Annotated in this window: 18 protein-coding genes and 1 other RNA gene; 8 read left to right on the top strand and 11 right to left on the bottom strand. The window is 49.6% G+C overall.

Translation table 11 applies throughout. The features are described 5' to 3' along the window. Nucleotides 1-157 precede the first annotated feature (157 nt). Together COV46_00735 and COV46_00730 are read right to left on the bottom strand one after the other, a co-directional pair. Nucleotides 158-505, bottom strand: coding sequence for a hypothetical protein (locus tag COV46_00735; protein ID PIR18295.1), 348 nt, complete (start codon nucleotides 503-505; stop codon nucleotides 158-160). 2 nt (nucleotides 506-507) lie between these two features. Beyond that, nucleotides 508-747: a hypothetical protein gene (locus COV46_00730; protein ID PIR18294.1), complete on the bottom strand. Its 240-nt coding sequence runs from the start codon at nucleotides 745-747 to the stop codon at nucleotides 508-510. A 150-nt stretch (nucleotides 748-897) separates the two neighbouring features. On the opposite strand from COV46_00730, the gene COV46_00725 reads away from it, so the two are divergent. Beyond that, nucleotides 898-1,218: a hypothetical protein gene (locus COV46_00725; protein PIR18293.1), complete on the top strand. Its 321-nt coding sequence runs from the start codon at nucleotides 898-900 to the stop codon at nucleotides 1,216-1,218. A 2-nt stretch (nucleotides 1,219-1,220) separates the two neighbouring features. Here COV46_00725 and COV46_00720 read toward each other — a convergent pair whose 3' ends face one another. From COV46_00720 to COV46_00710, 3 genes are all read right to left on the bottom strand, one after another. Then, nucleotides 1,221-2,333: a lactate dehydrogenase gene (locus COV46_00720; GenBank protein PIR18292.1), complete on the bottom strand. Its 1,113-nt coding sequence runs from the start codon at nucleotides 2,331-2,333 to the stop codon at nucleotides 1,221-1,223. Between the two features lie 71 nt (nucleotides 2,334-2,404). Beyond that, nucleotides 2,405-4,138 (bottom strand): aspartate--tRNA ligase, encoded by a 1,734-nt coding sequence (locus COV46_00715; GenBank protein PIR18291.1) that lies wholly within the window; start codon nucleotides 4,136-4,138, stop codon nucleotides 2,405-2,407. A 2-nt stretch (nucleotides 4,139-4,140) separates the two neighbouring features. Continuing rightward, nucleotides 4,141-5,400, bottom strand: a complete 1,260-nt coding sequence (locus COV46_00710; GenBank protein PIR18290.1) for a histidine--tRNA ligase — start codon at nucleotides 5,398-5,400, stop codon at nucleotides 4,141-4,143. A 36-nt stretch (nucleotides 5,401-5,436) separates the two neighbouring features. On the opposite strand from COV46_00710, the gene COV46_00705 reads away from it, so the two are divergent. Beyond that, on the top strand, nucleotides 5,437-6,522 hold the full coding sequence (locus tag COV46_00705) for a hypothetical protein (protein ID PIR18289.1): 1,086 nt from the start codon (nucleotides 5,437-5,439) through the stop codon (nucleotides 6,520-6,522). Here COV46_00705 and COV46_00700 read toward each other — a convergent pair. From COV46_00700 to COV46_00690, 3 genes are read right to left on the bottom strand one after another with little or no spacing between them, the layout of a single operon-like run. Further along, on the bottom strand, nucleotides 6,519-7,328 hold the full coding sequence (locus COV46_00700; protein ID PIR18288.1) for an AAA family ATPase: 810 nt from the start codon (nucleotides 7,326-7,328) through the stop codon (nucleotides 6,519-6,521). The two genes, COV46_00705 and COV46_00700, sit on opposite strands and share 4 nt — an antisense overlap. 3 nt (nucleotides 7,329-7,331) lie before the next feature. Then, nucleotides 7,332-8,732: a hypothetical protein gene (locus COV46_00695; GenBank protein ID PIR18287.1), complete on the bottom strand. Its 1,401-nt coding sequence runs from the start codon at nucleotides 8,730-8,732 to the stop codon at nucleotides 7,332-7,334. Between the two features lie 17 nt (nucleotides 8,733-8,749). Then, entirely contained in the window at nucleotides 8,750-9,382 is a 633-nt protein-coding gene (locus COV46_00690) for a hypothetical protein (protein PIR18286.1), read from the bottom strand. 92 nt (nucleotides 9,383-9,474) lie between these two features. On the opposite strand from COV46_00690, the gene COV46_00685 reads away from it, so the two are divergent. Genes COV46_00685 through COV46_00670 form a run of 4 tightly spaced genes read left to right on the top strand, consistent with a single transcriptional unit; the run spans nucleotide 9,475 to nucleotide 12,747 of the window. Continuing rightward, entirely contained in the window at nucleotides 9,475-10,353 is an 879-nt protein-coding gene (locus COV46_00685; protein ID PIR18285.1) for a hypothetical protein, read from the top strand. Nucleotides 10,354-10,407: 54 nt separating this feature from the next. Beyond that, entirely contained in the window at nucleotides 10,408-11,676 is a 1,269-nt protein-coding gene (locus COV46_00680; GenBank protein PIR18284.1) for a hypothetical protein, read from the top strand. Beyond that, a complete protein-coding gene (locus COV46_00675) occupies nucleotides 11,676-12,284 on the top strand; it encodes a hypothetical protein (GenBank protein ID PIR18283.1) in 609 nt (202 codons plus the stop codon). Before COV46_00680 ends, COV46_00675 begins: the two co-directional genes overlap by 1 nt. A 4-nt stretch (nucleotides 12,285-12,288) precedes the next feature. Continuing rightward, on the top strand, nucleotides 12,289-12,747 hold the full coding sequence (locus COV46_00670; protein ID PIR18282.1) for an SsrA-binding protein: 459 nt from the start codon (nucleotides 12,289-12,291) through the stop codon (nucleotides 12,745-12,747). Here COV46_00670 and COV46_00665 read toward each other — a convergent pair. After that, on the bottom strand, nucleotides 12,727-13,215 hold the full coding sequence (locus COV46_00665) for a hypothetical protein (GenBank protein PIR18281.1): 489 nt from the start codon (nucleotides 13,213-13,215) through the stop codon (nucleotides 12,727-12,729). The genes COV46_00670 and COV46_00665 overlap by 21 nt on opposite strands. 57 nt (nucleotides 13,216-13,272) lie before the next feature. Here COV46_00665 and dxs point away from each other — a divergent pair, with 57 nt between their 5' ends. Continuing rightward, the gene (gene dxs / locus COV46_00660) at nucleotides 13,273-15,240 is read left to right on the top strand and encodes a 1-deoxy-D-xylulose-5-phosphate synthase (GenBank protein PIR18280.1); all 1,968 of its coding nucleotides are present in this window, start codon (nucleotides 13,273-13,275) and stop codon (nucleotides 15,238-15,240) included. A gap of 316 nt (nucleotides 15,241-15,556) precedes the next feature. Here the strand turns inward: dxs and deoC are convergent, their stop codons facing one another. Both deoC and ssrA read right to left on the bottom strand, forming a co-directional pair. Next, nucleotides 15,557-16,237, bottom strand: a complete 681-nt coding sequence (gene deoC, locus COV46_00655; protein ID PIR18279.1) for a deoxyribose-phosphate aldolase — start codon at nucleotides 16,235-16,237, stop codon at nucleotides 15,557-15,559. 292 nt (nucleotides 16,238-16,529) lie between these two features. Then, nucleotides 16,530-16,887: a transfer-messenger RNA gene (gene ssrA, locus COV46_00650) on the bottom strand. A 105-nt stretch (nucleotides 16,888-16,992) separates the two neighbouring features. Between ssrA and COV46_00645 the strand changes: the two genes are divergently transcribed. Beyond that, on the top strand, nucleotides 16,993-17,997 hold the full coding sequence (locus tag COV46_00645) for a hypothetical protein (GenBank protein ID PIR18278.1): 1,005 nt from the start codon (nucleotides 16,993-16,995) through the stop codon (nucleotides 17,995-17,997). The last annotated feature ends 11 nt before the right edge of the window (nucleotides 17,998-18,008 follow it).

Raw genomic sequence — 18,008 nt, 5'->3', positions numbered from 1 at the left:
CCTTTTGGTGGGGGATTATAACATGGTTACCTCATTCATGGTATATTCAACGGATACTTGTGGGTAATTGAAAGGTTCGCTGGGCGCTTACGACCGAGCGACATTGTAGAAGAAGGGCCCCAAGCGTAGTCGAGGGGTGCGTGAGTTGGAGAGTGGATTATAATTTCTTCAGAGTGATTTCTAACGTGTTCCCTGCATCGCTGTCGGAGTATGAGAATCGGTCGCTGACCATGTCCTGAATGTCGCTCTTGAACATGTCTTCATTATTGGAGATGTAACCGGTAAAAACCACATATCCGTTGGCGATCCTATCGAGTGTAAAATCTGAAACGCCGTTAAGATTGGAAGCGCCGTTATAGACATAATCGTAATCGTCATGTGAAGTGAGTCCAAGGACAGTTATCCTGAAGCGCGTGGCGTTGCCGTCTGTCAAGTCGGCCCTTGCAATACTAAGCGATGCGAACATGGCCACCAGCATAAAGAATACAATAATAGTTCTTTTCATCTTTATTCCTCCGAAATTCCGAAGTTCTCTATCCTCTCCAGCTCCAGAACGGCCGCATCTTCGCCGTCTTTGACCGAAATAAATCCGTTCTCGGTATCGACCGACTCGAGCTCCCCGATATAGGTGAGCCCGAAAGCAAATACCTCGACCCGTTTTCCTTTTGCGGCAATTAGCCCCTGTATAAGCGGGTCATCGAGACCGTCCGTCTCTTCTTTTGACATGTGTTTTATATACATCAGCATAACTCGCCCCGCAAAGGAAATTTTTGTCTGGCAAAGAGCCGACCAAAAATGGTAGCAAGAAGGTTGCTAAGAAAAACAAGATCATTTTTTTAGCAACTTTTTTTGATTTCTGCCGAAACATATAACGGGCGGGGAAAGGGGTTTTAAACGATGCAGGACAGGAGACGATTTAGGAGATTGGATATTGATCTGCCCGTGACGATGCGTTATCGTGGTGGCCTTATCCCGGCAACCGCTTTAAATGTGAGCTGTGGCGGGATGTGCCTTGCCACAGATAGTCCGGAGGTGGCGGGAGAGGACGACGTTGAGCTTATTTTCGACCTTTCTGCGGCCGAAGTTGATGTAAGCGTGAGAGGCAGAATAATCCGTGTAAACCCTGGTTCACAAAAAAAGCTGGCCATTCAATTCACCAATCTTTTTTCTGTAGGGCACAAGGCTATCGAGCGATTCATGCAGAAGAGCAAGAACTGATCTTAAAACGGAAGTTTGTAGCCCAGGTTCAATTTCTCATTTATAAATCGGAAATCTTTTTTGAGCGGTTCGTTAAAGGGGACTCCTTTATCTTTGCGGAACTCCCATGCGTCGTGTTCTTTTTCGCCGGGGGTGTAGATGCGTTCGGCCCCCTTGCTCTTTCTGGAAGCTCGAAGATCACGCATGATGTTACCGGCCTGTTTCTTGAACTTTTCAAGCTCCACAAAGCAGTCGACGCTTATCGCTATGAAGAAGTGGCCAAGGAGTATGGGGGCCTTTTTGCCGGCGGAATCTACGCCAACTAGCATTTTCAAATAATTTGCCTGAGAAAGCGCGGTGGAGAGAAGCTCGACCACACATGCATAACCGTATCCCTTGTAACCGGCCTGTTCTTCGCCAAGCCCGCCGAGAGGTGTCAATGCAGCCTTGCCCTTAGTAAGATCCATAAGGACCTGTTTTGTGTCGGTCCTATATTCCCCGTTCTCGCCTATGACCCAGCCAAGAGGCAGATCTTTACCGAGACGATCATATACTTCGAGCTTTCCCCGTTGTGTAACGGAGGTTGCGCAGTCGAGCATAAACGGGAACTCTTCATCTGTGGGCATGCCTACCGTGAGAGGGTTCGTCCCAAGCATCGGTTCAACTCCCCAAGTTGGGGCTATCGAGGGTCGGGCGTTCGTTCCCGTTATGCCTATCATGCCTTCTTTTATCGCCATCAGCGGATAGTAGCAGGCGGCGCCGTAGTGTGTTGAGTTCCTCACAACGGTCATGCCCATGCCGTATTTCTTCGCTTTATCGATGGCCGTCTGATTCGCGAGGTAAGAGATATAGTGGCCCATACCGTTATGCCCGTCTATGACGGCTGTGGTCGGCGACTCTTTCACTATCTCAAACTTGGTCTTCATCTCTTGAGTGCCGGCCCAGATCCTGTCTAAGTAAATTGGTTTAAATCTTCCGACACCGTGGGAATCTATGCCGCGCTTATCGGCGGTGATAAGGATGTTAGCGCATATCTTGGCCTCTTCTTCCGGAACGCCTATCGTCTTAAAGCCGTCGAGCATGAACTTTTCGACCGTGTCAAAATCCCACCACGTGATGTTTTCTTCGGGCGTCATTGCTTATCTCCTTTTCCTATTGACTCTTTACCGCTGAGATATGGCCAGACTAAATATGGCCTCTAACAGATCTAAGATAGTTTTATCCCCAGCTCTTTCAGCTGGGCAGGGTCAACATCGCCGGGTGCGTCTGTCATAAGACACGATGCGCTCGTCGTCTTTGGAAAAGCGATGACGTCGCGTATTGAATCGGTGCCGGCAAGTATCATTATAATTCTATCCAGACCGAATGCGAGCCCGCCGTGAGGAGGGGCGCCGTATTCAAGGGCTTCAAGAAGGAACCCGAAGCGCTTCATTGCCTCTTCTCTCGATATCTTTAAAAGGTCGAAGATCTTCTGTTGAACTTCACGGTCATGGATGCGTATAGAACCACCGCCAAGTTCGCTCCCGTTAACAACAAGATCATATGCAAGCGCCATTACCTTTGACGGGTCCTTGTCTAAAAGATTCAGGTCCTTAGGATTAGGTGATGTAAATGGATGATGAAGAGATACATACCTCTTTGAACCTTCATCGTACTCCATAAGCGGGAAGTCTGTTATCCAATGAACGTCAGTCTTCTTTTCATCGAACACCTTAAATCTTTTGCCCAAGTCAACACGAAGGGCGCCAAGTGAATCATTAACAACTTTTGCCTTATCACCCATCAAAAGGACAACATCATTTGCCTCTATCCCCAGCTCTTTCCCAAACGTCTCTTTTTCCGTGTCGGACAGGAACTTGTCTATCCCTTTGAGCGATGCCACGCCCTTTGCGCCATAGGCCTTCACAAACTCTCCGGCGTTGTCCAGTTCTTTACGCGAGAATTTTTCCGCAAGCCCTTTAAGGTTGAGCGCCTTTATTACTCCGCCGTTCTCAACAACTCCGGCAAACGCCTTGAAACCGGAACCTTTGAACGCGGTCGTTACATCCTTTAGCTCCCACGGAATGCGCCTGTCGGGGCGGTCGCTACCAAATCGCTCCATGGCATCCTTGTATGTCAGGCGCTCGAACGGCCGCTTAAGCTCTACACCCTTTATCTCTTTCCACAAGAGCGCGACGAGCCCTTCCATAGTCCTGTAAATATCCTCTCTGTCAACAAAACTCATCTCGATATCTATTTGAGTGAACTCCGGCTGACGGTCGGCGCGAAGGTCCTCGTCCCTGAAGCATTTTACTATCTGAAAATACCGGTCAAACCCTGCGACCATTAAAAGCTGTTTAAAAAGCTGCGGCGACTGAGGGAGCGCGTAAAAATGGCCCTTTGAGATACGCGACGGTACCAGATAATCACGAGCCCCTTCCGGCGTGCTCCTGGTCATCATGGGCGTCTCAACTTCAATGAAATCGTTATCGCTTAAATATTTTCTTGTCACCTGGGCGGCACGGCTCCTAAGCATCAATATGTTTTGCAGGGCCGGGCGCCTTAGATCCAGATAGCGATATTTGAGACGAAGTTCTTCGGCCGCTGTCGTATCGTCCTCGATCTCAAAGGGCGGCGTCTTTGCGCGATTGAGAAGCGTTAGTTCCCCTGCCAAGACCTCTATTTCACCTGTAGGCATATTCTTATTGGTCTGCCCTTCGGGACGTGCCCTCACCTTCCCTTTTATCGCCACAACGTCCTCGCCATGAAGCGCTTTTGCCGTCTCCATTATCTTGGGTGTGGCCACCGGATCAAACACTGCCTGAGTGACACCGTAACGGTCGCGGATATTTATAAAGACGAGGCCTCCATGGTCGCGTGCGCTCCCGACCCAGCCGTTCAAAACAACCTCTTTGCCGATATCGCCGCCCCTTAAAGTCCCGCATGTGTGAGTTCTTTTCATATTTAGTTTTCGACCCTTACAAAATGCATCGGGAGAAGATCGAGCTTTACCTCTTCCTGATGCTTTGTGTGCATGTTTCTTACAACCGCAACGCCTTTCTTAAGCTCTTCATCACCGATAATCACCACGGTATGTGCGATCAGTTTGTCGGCGCGCCGCATCTGCGATTTGAGCGAATGGCCCTCGTTATCAAGCTCTGCACAAACGCCGTCCTGCCGGAGCATGTTTATGAGTGGCAGTCCCTTCTCACGCGCGGCGTCTCCCAAAAGCGCGAAAAAGACCATGTCTCTGGGCGGATATTTATCGAGCCCCAGCGCCTGCATGAGAAGAATAACGCGCTCCATGCCTATTGCAAAACCGACGCCGGGAACGTCGGGCCCGCCGAGCTCTTTAACAAGACCGTCGTAACGCCCGCCGCCGCCAAGCGCGTTCTGGGCGCCAAGCTTGTCCGTTGTATATTCAAAGGCGGTGCGCATATAATAATCAAGGCCGCGAACTATCTTGTGGTTGACCGTGAACTTAACCCCCAGACTTTTTAGGAAGTTCTGAACGCTTCCAAAATGTTCCTCACATGCCTTGCAAAGATGCGAACCGATAAGGGGCGCCTCTTTCATCGACTCCTGGCACTGCGGGTTCTTGCAATCAAAGGCGCGAAGCGGATTTCTTGTCACCCTTCGCTGGCAATCTGCACAAAGGTGCGCCTGTTTTTTCATTAAGAAATCGCCGAAAAGTTTATTGTACGTGGGCCTGCATTCACGACATCCCAGCGAATTTATCTCGGTAGAAAAATCTGTAAGACCCAAACTTTTAAAGAAGAACTCTCCCATCGCTATCTGTTCTGCATCGATAGAGGGGTCCGCAACCCCGAGAGCCTCAACCCCTATCTGATGGAACTGGCGATATCTTCCCTTTTGGGGACGTTCGCGCCTAAACATCTGGCCCATATAAAGGTATTTTACGACCGGGTCTGTCTGGTATGCACCCGATTCGATATACGCCCTGACGACGGAAGCCGTACCCTCCGGCCTTAGGGAGAGCATGTCGTCGCCGGCGTCCTTGAACGTGTACATCTCCTTTTCGACAACGCTCGTCTCTTTACCGATGCCACGCACAAAAAGATCCGTCTTTTCAAGGACCGGCGTCCTCACCTCACGGTACCCGTAGGCCACAAAGATGCGAAGAACGGTATCTTCAAGTTTGTGCCACAGATCCATATCCTGCGGCATGATATCGGACATACCCTTGATAGATGTGTATTTCATATAGCTATTGACCGGCATTTATGACACAATGGCCAAATGGGTCAAGGGAAGAAAGTAATAAAGGTCATGGCTGTCATTGTTTTGGGCCTTTTCATGGCGTCATGCAGCGCCGACTATTGGAACCCAACAAAATGGTTCGATTCGAACGACAGCGATAGTTCGGAATCCGCGGATGATGCAGTAGAGGCAACATCTACCTATTCTGTGGCTCTCGGAGGGGTCGCGCGAGGACGGGACGAACTTGTTGTCTACGACGATGAGGAGAATGTCGTCGATTTTAGCGATCATAGCCTCACTTTTGAGACGAATAACGACAATATAGTCCTTGTCGTTCGCGAGGGGTTTGATGATTATATGTCCGGGAGCGGGGCAAGGATATCCCCCCAAAAAGTAGGGACGACAATAATCAGATATTTTGTGGATGGCGTTGAAGGCGAAGACAGATATAAAGTTATAGTCCCACCGCAGAGCCTCATTCAGATACTTATGGGTGAGGCAATAGGGCAGATCTATAGCGAGGCTCAAGTTGCCGACTGGTCAGTAGGGCTCTCGAGCGACAGCCCCACCGGGAACGCCTTGGCATATGTAGTAAAGAACAGGGTCGATCTGATCGATGCCGGACAGCCTTTCAGTCTTTTCATAGTAGATGAGAACGTCTGGGATTCGAACTCTCCGGCTTCTCACTGGGATGCCGTGATCACCGCCGAAAGCAGCGGTACTTACCAGTTCTCACCGGTTGACCCCGAGAACGAGAGCAACAAATTATATTTGGCATCGGCCTCGAGGGATAACTTTACGCAGAACGAATATCTTGTAGCCTACGACCAGACCGTTCTTACTGCGGCAAAGATATTCGGAATCGATGCCGCAGACCCGACGAACGGTGCATTTGCGTTCAGGACACCAACGGCCGGTCAGACGGAATGTCTTGCGGAAACGCTCAAACTCGGGCTCGCTTATCTTCCCTATGAATGCGGTCCGGGGGACGAGAGCTATCCTGCTTTCAAACCTGTTCAGGTGCTCATTCATCCGTCTATCGCATTGCTTAGTGACGGAAGGCCCAGCTTCGTATTTTACAGGAACAGGGCCGAAGACGAACCGGCGGTAACGAACGCCCCTTAGATTCCAAGATCTCCTGAGACGGTTTCAATGATTTCGGTGCCGATGTGCTTTTGTTTTCTTATATAACCTTCAAAAAGGGAATTGTCGCAGAGAACATTTATGAGCCTTGGCACGCCCTTTGAGTGCTCATGGACATGGTAACACGCATCGTCCGTAAAGATCGGGTCGTCAACGCCGGCCAATGATAGCCTATGATGCATATATGCCATGGTCGTCTCCGGTTTGAATGGTTCAAGCCTATGCTTCACGGCGACCCTTTGGGCAAGAGGCGGGTCGCTCTTCAGACATTCGTCGAGCTCCGGCAGACCAAAGAATACGAAAGACAGAAGCTTCTTGTCAGGCAACTCCAGGTTCAAAAGACCCCTGAACTCTTCCATTAATTGCGGGTTCTTTAACATCTGCGCTTCGTCTATCAAGATGACCGCCTTTTTGTTGGCGTCCGCGATCTCTACAAGCCTTTTGAAAAGCTGGCCCAGTATCTCAACTTTGTCGTTCGCCGGCTCGGCAACGCCAAGTTGCATTGCTACGCGCTTGATGAGCCATGTTGAATCTATATCGGAGTGGACTATTACAAGGAGCGACGCCTCGTACTCATCTTCGGGAAAGCTCTCTAAAAGCCGCCTGGCTAGCGTGGTCTTTCCCGTGCCAAGATCGCCTATAAGCACTGCAAGCCCCTTCATTGTGGAAACGGCGTACTGAAGCTTTTCAAGAGCGCGGTCGTGCTGCTCGCTGTGATAATAAAAACGGTTGAGGGGCATCATTGAGAAAGGTTCCTGGTCGAGCCCGTAAAAATCTAGGTAGTCCATAAATTAGATGAACGATATCTTCTTTTTTGAGGGAGGCTTTTCCTCTGATCCTTGCGCCGCCTTGGCCCTGATCTTTACCTCCGGTTTTGGTTTAGGTTCCGGTCTTACCTTAGGCTCTTCTTTTGTTCTGTCTGTGAACATAATGTCGAGCTCTTCAAATATCGCGCGCGAACTATCATCAAGCGCACCATTCACAAGAAGCCTCTGATAGGCCTTGTGGGCCTTCAAGAATTCGTTCCTTGCCTCGTCCTTAAGCCCCATCTGCTTATACATAGCTCCCAGGTCGTAGCTGGTTGAGGCGTCTTTACCGAGCTTTACGGCGTCGGTAGAAGTTATAGATATCTCGTCCGGCGTTACGCCCAACTTTTTTGCCATCTCCTCGGTCTTGAGCGTAGCCTCTTCTTTGAACTTTACCTCCGCCTCTATCTTTTCTTCTTCGTCAGATATCTTTTTATTTCTCTCCTCTACATGAGCCTTTACATCTTTAAAAGCCCCTTTCCTCACCTCTTCCACGGCCTCCAAAACCTCTGCCTCGTCCTCGGGACCCAAGGACAGAACATCTTCGTACGCCCTTAACGCCCCTTCGATGTCATTTTTTTCCAACAAGATTTCGGCCAGGTCGCGGTATTTCCCCTTTGCGGTCTCTATCTGATTGAGCTTTGTGTAGATATCTGCCTGCATGGAAAGAAGCTCCGGGTCCTCTTCCACGAAAGATTTCGCTACCTCCATGCGTTTAAGTGTCTCCTTCCATTCGCCGCGCTTGAAGAACATGCGGCAGATCTCTCTGACCAGTTCCGTCCTTTCCGGCCTGTGCGAAAGTATCTTGCTATAAAGTTCTATTAGTTGCCCCGTCTCACCCTTCTTTTTTATCCGGTCCGCAAGGCCCTCGTATATATCTATGGCCTTATCCACCATTCCCTGAAGTTGATATGTCTCGGCGAGCCTTACGCGAAGCGAAACGTTGTTCGGATCGAGCGAGATCATTTTTTCTCGGATGTAAAGAACTCCCGCCTGATCGTTCTTTTGATCGTAGGCGGATGAAACGATTTGATACTGGTAAAGCGCGTCCTGAACGAGCCCCATCTTTTCGTAAAGTTCAGAAAGAGCTATATTCACATCTATCAGTGACGGGTTAAGTCTTAAAACGCTCTTAAATACGGTCACCGCTTTCAGATAGAAGCCGCCGTCGGCATAGGCAGATGCCACTTCTTTATATAAGCGAATGGCGTCTTGTATCTGTTTTCTTTTTACGAAAAGCTCCGCTATCTTTATCTTGATGCGGAGGTCTTCCGGGTCCAGCTGAAGCAGTCTTTCGTATTCAATTATGGCACGGTCAAGCCTTCCCTCTTGAGTGAGCTTTTTCGCCAGCTCCAGTATCTTTTCCTTATTGATAATGTCCATCATGAAAGTTCAGCAAAAAATCAAAATTGGTCTTCTGTCATCCGGAGTCCGCTCAGCGCCTCGTTATTATCGGGCTCGCGTTCAAGGACTTTTTTATATATCATTCTGGCCCTTTGAAAATGGCCCTGAGATTTAAGTATATCGGCCATTGTTACAGTATGCCATACGTCGGTATTGAACACCAAGCTGTCATCGGTAGGTCCATGTTCTTTATTGAGATCTGCCTTGGAATGGGAGGCCGGCTTCGGTTCGGTATTGCCGGCAACCGCCGACAACGGCATATCCTCTGTTATCTCTTCTTCTATCTCTTCGGCCGTCCTATCCGGCACGATCATTACCTGCGTTGTTACGCCGGAGGAGAGAATCTTTTTTGCCTCGAGATTTGTCGGCATCTTTTCAAGGACAAGAGCCGCATATCTCTTGGCAAGGACCGCCTCTCCGCTTGCCATGTAGGCCTTTGCAAGGGCAAGTTGGCCGCTTATAAGGTCTGGATGGTGTTTAAGGCCTTCTTTTGCGACGGTTATCGCCTCACTTATCATCCCGTACGAGCGAAATATCTCTGAGATGGCGGCAAAGACGACGGACGTAGGATCCTTCTGCCACTTTTCGTAATAGCGTAAAAATGTCTGATCTTCTATTAACTCGGGCCGCATATCACACACCTTGCTGGCCTTGCTGGCCTTGAACTTTGCTTGCTAATTATCTGTTTACACCGTAAAAAACAAAGTGTAAACCATAATTTAACATGGAAAACATTATTCAGCAGCACGCAATACTGCTTAAAGACAAGGTCCGGATGGAGGCCTACAAAAAGGCCATATTTTCGTCCGTAAAAGAGGGTGATACTGTCTTTGATATTGGCGGGGGGCTTGGAATACTTTCATTTTTGGCGCTAAAAGCTGGCGCCTCACATGTCCATGTCGTTGAAGTAGAACCCGGAACATGGACGCTTCTGCGTCTCGTAGCAAAACACAACGGTCTGGCCGAGAAAATGACCTTTCATAAGGGTCTTTCGACCAAGATAAGGCTAAAAAAGAGGGTCGATCTGATCGTTTCGGAGCTCTTTGGTAATCTATGCCTTAACGAAAACCTCCTTCCGGTCTTGATCGATGCTCGCAAACGCCTCTTAAAGAACGGCGGTTCCATTATCCCCTCCGGCATGAAGGTCTTCTTTGCCCCGTGCGAGAACAGGGATTGGGAATTCACAACGACCGCGCTCCATAATTTGGACGGCTTTGATCTTCTGCCGGACCTGCCGGATATCGATGTGGGAACCCCAAGCATGATCATTAAGAACGCCGACCTTCTTTCGGAACCAAGGGTCTTTATCGACATCGATATTATAAAGGCAAGGTCCGAAACGGCCGCCAATTTGGTGACGTTTAATGTCTCCCGCGACGGATTGTTGTCCGGTTTTGCGAGCTGGTTCGAGGCCAGACTTACCGGTAAAATATCGTTCTCCACCTCCCCAAATGATCTCACCACACACTGGAAGCAAGGGTTCCTGCCGCTTCGCACGCCTCAAAAAGTAAAAGCGGGCCAAAAGATAATATTTGAGCTGGAATTCTCTCCCGACCCGTCCGGCCTTAACTCCATTATGGGGTATCATTTCGAGGTAAAATAGGACGATAAATTTATTTGCCCACAGGCCGTAAGTTGTGCTATTTTACACGCCATCATGGAACTAATAACCGCAAAATATGTGTTGCCTATGGACGCCGAGGCCATCGAGGACGGTGCAATAGCCGTTGAGCTTGACAAGATATGCGCCGCAGGAAAGGCCGCCGATCTCAAGGCAAAATACGCAAACGTCACACTTATCGAGAACCCAGACTCGGTCATAATGCCGGGACTCATCAACGCCCATACCCATTTAGACCTTACCGGCTCGTTTAGCTTCGGGCAGGAAGAGAACCTCTCCAAAAACCCAGACTATATCGACTGGCTCCTGACCATGCTGAACCACCGGAACATGGCCAATATTCGCGATACTATAATCTCGCTCCAGGGAGCCGTGAAATTTCTGGTCGATTCCGGCACCACCTGTGTCGGCGATATGACCTGCTTCGAGGGGATATTCAACATTGTAGATGAAATGGGGATCCGTGCGGTCATATACCCTGAGATATATGCGGGCGCGGGCGAGGGGGTGCAGGACAGGTTCGAAACAGCTCTCGCTCTTGTTGAAAAATATACCGACGCCAACTTGAAACTTGTAACTGTAGGTCTGGCCCCATTTGCCCCCTATCTTCTTTCAAGGAACCTTCTTTCGATAGTAAGCCAGCACGCCAAGAACATGGGCGTTCCGGTTCAGATCCACGCCGCAGAATCGTTCACCGAAATGGAATTTTTCTATGATTCGCGCGGCTCCATAGCAACGACTCTTTTCCCTGCCCTTGGCTGGACGGACGACCTCCCTCCGCCGCATCACAAGACCCCTATTCAATACCTAGGCGAGATCGGTTTTCTGGACTCCTCGCCGGCTATAGTTGGCGGCCTCCATTTGGGCATAAGGGACTTTACGACCGTCGCACGCAATATGTGCCGATCTATATATTGCCCGCGTACGAACCATTTCCTTGGCCACGGGGATTTCCCCTTCGGAAAGCTCCGCGAACACGGAATACCGATAGGACTCGGCACAGATACGCTCAACGGCGCCAAAGGTTTTAACTTGTGGGATGAGATGAGGTTCACGCACGAAACAGCCATCACCCCCATGCCTACGGCAAAAGAACTTCTGCAAATGGCTACCATCGGCGGCGCGCGCGCGCTGTCGCTGGAGCATATCACGGGCTCCCTGACCGAAGGGAAACAGGCCGATTATATAATAACCGATCTCCCGGAATGCCCCACGGCCTCTCTTGTTTATGATGTAATGATACGCCACACCAGGCCCATTAACGTTAAGAAGGTCGTGGTGGCCGGCGAGATACTTAAAAGCTAATGTTCCTCAAAGCCATTAAAGACCTCTTTAAAAAATACTTCATAGCAGGCACCGTGGTCATAGTACCGATCGCCGTCACCCTCTGGATACTTAAGTCGATAATTGAGTGGGCCGATGGGTTCTTCATATCACTCCTCCCCGATTTTTTTAAGCCTTCTTTTTTGTCATTCGATCGGATCCCCGGAGCCGGACTTGTATTGACGGTAGGCATCATACTTCTTGTCGGAGTTATCACGAGACTCTATCTCGGTAAAAAATTGATAGCGTTCGGCGATTCGCTTCTCAACAGGCTCCCTTTTGGCAGGTCTATATATAATGCCCTAAAACAGATCCTTCAGACGGCGTTCACCTCTCAAGAAGATAAGTTCAAAGGAGTTGCGCTGGTTGAATACCCGAAAGAGGGCTCATTTGCCATTGCATTCATCACCGGGGATGTAGACGCAGACATATCACCCGATATCAATGAAAAATATTTGAAGGTTTTTGTTCCCACATCGCCAAATCCGACATCGGGTTTTTTACTGATCGTTCCGGAAAGAAAGCTAAAAAGACTCAACATGTCGGTTGAAGAGGCTTCCAAGCTTGTGATAAGCGGCGGTCTTTTATAGCAATATGAGCGAGAAAATCATAGCAACCAACCGCAAGGCCTCCTTCAATTATATACTGCAAGATCGCTTTGAAACGGGGCTTGTTCTGACCGGAAGCGAGACAAAATCACTGCGCGAGTCGTCCGCCAACATCAGCGAGGCCTACGCGATGGTAAAGTCCCACGAGATCTGGCTCGTGAACGCCAACATAAGCCCCTATGAGCCGGCCAACTATTTGAACCACAAACCTAAGAGAGACAGAAAGCTCCTTCTTCATAAAAGGGAGATACTGAAAATCGAGCAAAAGCTAAAGGAACGAGGGCTCACCATAGTCCCCACCAAGATGTACTTTAAGAACGGCCGCGCAAAACTGGAGATAGCACTGGCAAAAGGGAAAAGATCATACGATAAGCGCGATTCCATAAAGAAGCGCGATATTAACAGAGAGGTTTCACGCGAATTTTCAAGGAGAGGAAGGACCTGATATCAAGGAGTTGAAAAAGAAGATATGGTCGGCGGCCTTTTTCCTTTTCCCGTCAAAATTTTTGAGCCTCATCGCGGTGGAATAGCCGGCATTCTCTATGCTCCCGTCTTTTTTTAAACGTCCGATGGTACTATGGTTTCTGTTTTCTATCGTGCCGTCATTTTTTAGATAACCGATGGCTGAATAACGTGCATTCTCTACGGTTCCATTATCCTTAATGCGGCCTACAATCCCATGGTGCGCATTTTCAACCGTGCCATTATCTTTTATATGCCCAACCGTTGAACGTCCCGCGCTGGTCACCGTCCCGTCATCTTTTATGTAACCGATTGTCCGGTGGCCGGCATCGGTCACGATTATCTCTGCGGTGCCGGCAACGGATGAAAAAGCTAATAATATTAAGACTATAAGGTTTATTCTCTTCACAGGCTCCGGAGGATAACAAATAATCATTAGGCTCTCAACCATAAATATCGTAATTTGCCTCCTTGACAAATAGAAAAAAGTGTCAAAAGTAGGCGAAAAATGACGATCTTAGAGAATATAAACAGCCCTTCGGACCTCAAGAAGCTCGCGCCGGAGCAGCTTCCCCAGCTAGCCACGGAAGTAAGGCAATATATCGTCGACGTTGTCAGTACAAACGGCGGGCACTTGGCGCCGAGTCTCGGTGTCGTTGACCTGACGCTAGCGCTCCACTACGTCTTTGACGCTCCGAACGACAAGATTATCTGGGATGTCGGACATCAGTCATACGCGCACAAGATACTTACCGGAAGACGCGAACAATTTAAGACGATCCGTAAACTTGGCGGACTTTCCGGTTTTACAAAAAGAGAAGAGAGCATCTTTGACCCCTTCGGTGCCGGACACGCCTCAACTTCTATCTCGGCGGCCTTAGGGATTGCCAAGGCCTTTAAGAGACGTGAACTTGATAACCGAGCGATCGCCGTCATAGGCGACGGCTCAATGACGGGAGGCCTTGCATTTGAAGGACTCAATCACGGCGGTTTCAGAACCGGAAATCTCATCGTCGTCCTGAATGACAACAAGATGTCGATATCTCCGAACGTGGGCGCCCTTTCAAAGTTCTTCTCGATGCATCTTTACAGCAAGCGCTGCGTTAAAATAAGACGCTGGTTCAAGAATAAATTGCTCACTCTGCTGCCAAAGCGCGGTAAAGACCTCTGGAAACTCGCAAGAAAGGTCGAAGAGGTTGCGACCGGGCTCTTCACCCCAGGTTTCATGTTCGAGTCGTTCGGCTTTTTATATATCGGACCTCTTGACGGGCATAATCTGACAGAGCTCACGCGCGTATTCAGGGCGATCAAGGAAACACCTGTTGGAGAATCCCCTATCCTTGTGCATGTCATCACCAAAAAGGGCCGCGGTTACAAACCTGCGGAAGAGAATCCTACAAAATTCCACGGCACAGGGCCTTTTGACAAAGAGACCGGGGAAACCCCTCCGTCAACAAAACAGACATACACACAAGTCGCCGGAGGGACAGTTCTTGAGCTTGCGAAGCAGGATGGAAATATCGCTGCCATCACGGCTGCCATGTCGACCGGAACGGGAATGGAAGGCGTTTCTAAAGAATTGCCAGAGCAGTTCCATGATGTTGGCATTGCCGAAGGACACGCGGTGACATTCGCTGCAGGGCTTGCTACCGAAGGCTTCAGACCGGTTGTTGCGCTTTACTCCACCTTCATGCAAAGGGCCTATGACCACATCCTTCACGATGTCTGCCTGCAAAATCTTCCGGTAACATTTGCGGTCGACAGGGCGGGGCTCGTAGGAGACGATGGTCCGACCCATCACGGGGTGTTCGATCTTTCTTATTTAAGACAGATGCCTAACATGGTCGTCATGGCGCCCCGCGATGAGAACATGCTAAAACAGATGCTATTCACCGCCATCTACTCGGGAAAACCGGCGGCGGTAAGGTATCCCCGAGGGAGCGTCGAAGGAGTTACGATAGAGAAGAACTATAGAAAGATAGAGCTGGGCAAAATGGAACTAATGTTCGGCAACCTAAACTCCGATATCGCGATAATTGCCGTGGGGAATTGTGTCTGGAGCGCAATTGAAGCGGCGCGCTCTCTTGAAAAAGAGGGCATCAAGGCATCCGTGCTAGACGCCCGCTTCGTAAAGCCGCTGGATGAGGCAATGCTGGGTTCGCTCGCCGACAAGTGCAAGCGCTGGATAACGGTCGAAGAAAACGCCATCGCCGGAGGTTTCGGATCGGCCGTCAGCGAATGGCTTAACGAGAATAAGGCGAACAATATATCGATCAATATACTGGGGTTGCCCGACAAGTTTATAGAACAGGGCCCGCAAAACATATTGCGCGCCCGTTACGGAATAGATGCCGACGGCATCATCCTCACCATCAGACAATTATTGACCCAAGAAAAGAGATCATCAAGACAGGAAAGCTCCTCGAACAAAAAGGCCTCACCAGGGCAGCGTGCGGAAACATCAGTCTTAGAATAGACAAGAACAAATTTCTCATAACCTCAAGCGGTAAGGTGAAGAGCTGCTGATAGTAAAAAAGTCTCTGAGAGAATATCCGCCTTATTTTTCAAACCCCTCTTCATTTTACATAATGGGCATCTCTAAAAACCTGCTTGTTCTGTCATTGCGAGCCCCGAAGGGGCGCGGCAATCTCTAAGCAAACACTTGATTTAGGGAGATTGCTTCGGTCACTACGCTCCCTCGCAATGACACGCCAATGGTTTTTTAGAGGTGCCCTAATGTTCATTTCACGACACTAAGAATATTGCTCTACATGAGTCGGAGGACTTGGCGTCTACTCGCCACGGCTTGAGGTGCCGGACTTTCCGCCGGTGACAATATCAACTCCGTTAGACGTTCCTATCCTTGTAGCCCCGGCCTCGATCATCTTTAACGCATCTTCTCTGGTGTGAACTCCACCCGAGGCCTTTACCCCCATTTCGGGGCCAACCACTCTTCGCATGAGCGATATATCCTCCACGGTCGCCCCGCCTTTTCCAAATCCGGTGGAGGTCTTTACAAATGCGGCTCCTGCCGCCTTGGAAAGTGCGCAGGCTATCACCTTTTCTTCGTTATTAAGCTCCCCCGTTTCAAGTATGACCTTCACCGGATAAGGTTTCGAGGCGTCAACAACCGCCCCTATATCTTCCAGCACATAGGAATAGTTCTTATTTTTAAGTTCAACGCCGTTCACGACCATATCTATCTCTTTGGCTCCGCCAGCGATCGCCTTCTTTGCTTCATCTGCCTTGGCCTTGCTCGATCCAAGACCTTTCGGAAAATCTATTACCGATATCGGTTTGACTTCGGAACCCTTTAGCTCTTCCGCAACCAGCGGAATATATTCTGAGCGAACGCATACCGTGGCAAAATAATGGCCCATGGCCTCCTTACAGACCTTCTTCACGTCATCTTTTGTGGCCTCTAGCTTTAATATCGTGTGGTCTATCATTGCGGCCAATCTTGTATTGTCCATAGTAATCCCTTTCTAAAAATGTCTTTTAGAGAACGCTCTACCAGAACCACTTTTTAGGGCACCTCTATAAACTACCCACTCTGTCATTGCGAGCCCCGAAGGGGCGCGGCAATCTCCCATAAAAACTTGATTTATGGAGATTGCTTCGTCGCTGGACGCTCCTCGCAATGACATAACAATGGGTTTATAGAGGTGCCCTCTCTAATATGTAAACGTACATATCTTTCCGCCTTCGCTCAATTGAGGCTTGCCAAGCCGTAGCTCAAGTAGTTTTAACTACTTGAGCGAAGGCTGGTGGAGGCGGCGGGAAATTGCACCCGCGTCCGAAGATACATCACGCTCGCCTCTACATGCTTATTCTGCGAATTTAGGTTTCGCTCCTTCTTGCTCCCGCAGACGGGATCTCAAAGTTGCTATCCTGCAAATTGTCTCGCCAGGTCCGTTACAGGCGCCGGGCCCAGCCAGCCTACTGTCGTTGCCACTACCGCCTAGCAGGCATCAACGGGTGGCATGCTGCTTATTTTAAGCAGCGATTGCTAACGGTTCGTAGTTGGCAATTAATTGTTCCAATCAGTTTAACGACTTGACTGAAGCGGTCGGCATGACAACAAAGCGCGAATGCGAATCTCCGTCGAATCTGTTTCGCCCCCTTGCCTCGCCGTAGCTCCAAAGAGCGAAGGCTGGCGGGCCAACTACTTATCTCTATAGTAAACCCTTGTCAAGGGTGCCCCGCCTTGATATAGACTCCAACTCTTATGATAATAGGATTAACGGGAAAAAATGGAAGCGGCAAAGGGGTTGTTGCAGATTTTTTAAAGTCGATGGGGTATCACTACCATTCGCTTTCTGACGCCGTTCGCGAAGAGATTCTTAATAGAAAACAACAAGTTACCCGCGACATCCTTATTGTAACAGCCAATGAGCTCCGCACAAACTTCGGCCCTTCTGTCCTAGCCGAACGGGTCATTTCAAGACTCGATCCCGAAAAGAATTACATCGTGGATTCCGTAAGAAATCCCTTTGAGGTCGAGGCCCTTCGTCGCAGGAGCGATTTTTTTCTCCTCTTGGTCGACGCAGACCCCAAGGTAAGGTTCGAACGCCTAAAGGCCCGCGCGCGCGAGAACGACCCGCAGGATTATGAGGCCTTTTTAGTACTGGAAGCGGCTGAGGCCGGTTCTAACGACCCCAACACCCAGCAGCTTAACCGCACCTCAGAGATGGCCGACGCCAAGGTTGAGAACAACAACTCCATAGAAGAGATCCACGAAGACGTTCGCGAGGTCCTAAGGGCCCTCGCCTCAAATCTGGTAAGGCCTACATGGGACGAATATTTCATGAAGATAGCGCAGGTGGCGGCGCTTCGCTCCAATTGCATCAAGAGAAAAGTGGCCGCCGTCATCGTTCTCGACCACCGCGTTATATCAACCGGTTACAACGGAACACCGCGCGGGATAAAAAACTGCAATGAAGGGGGGTGCCCGCGCTGTCACACGTTCGGAAAATCAGGCGAACATCTGGAAGAGTGCCTCTGCGCCCATGCGGAGGAGAACGCCATTGCGCAGGCCGCATATCATGGAGTAAGGATAGCGGGCGCCACTATCTATACAACATATTCGCCGTGCCTTAGGTGCACCAAACTTATAATCAATTCCGGCATCACAGAGGCCGTCTACAGTCTTGCCTATCCAATGGAAAAGATACCGATGTCTCTTTTGAGCGAAGCGGGTGTAAAGGTCAGACAACTTGAAGCCAAAGGATAAAAAGCCCTGCG

It is taken from the genome of Deltaproteobacteria bacterium CG11_big_fil_rev_8_21_14_0_20_49_13 (assembly GCA_002796305.1).
Classification (GTDB): Bacteria; UBA10199; UBA10199.
This window is presented reverse-complemented; position numbering and strand designations above follow the sequence as displayed.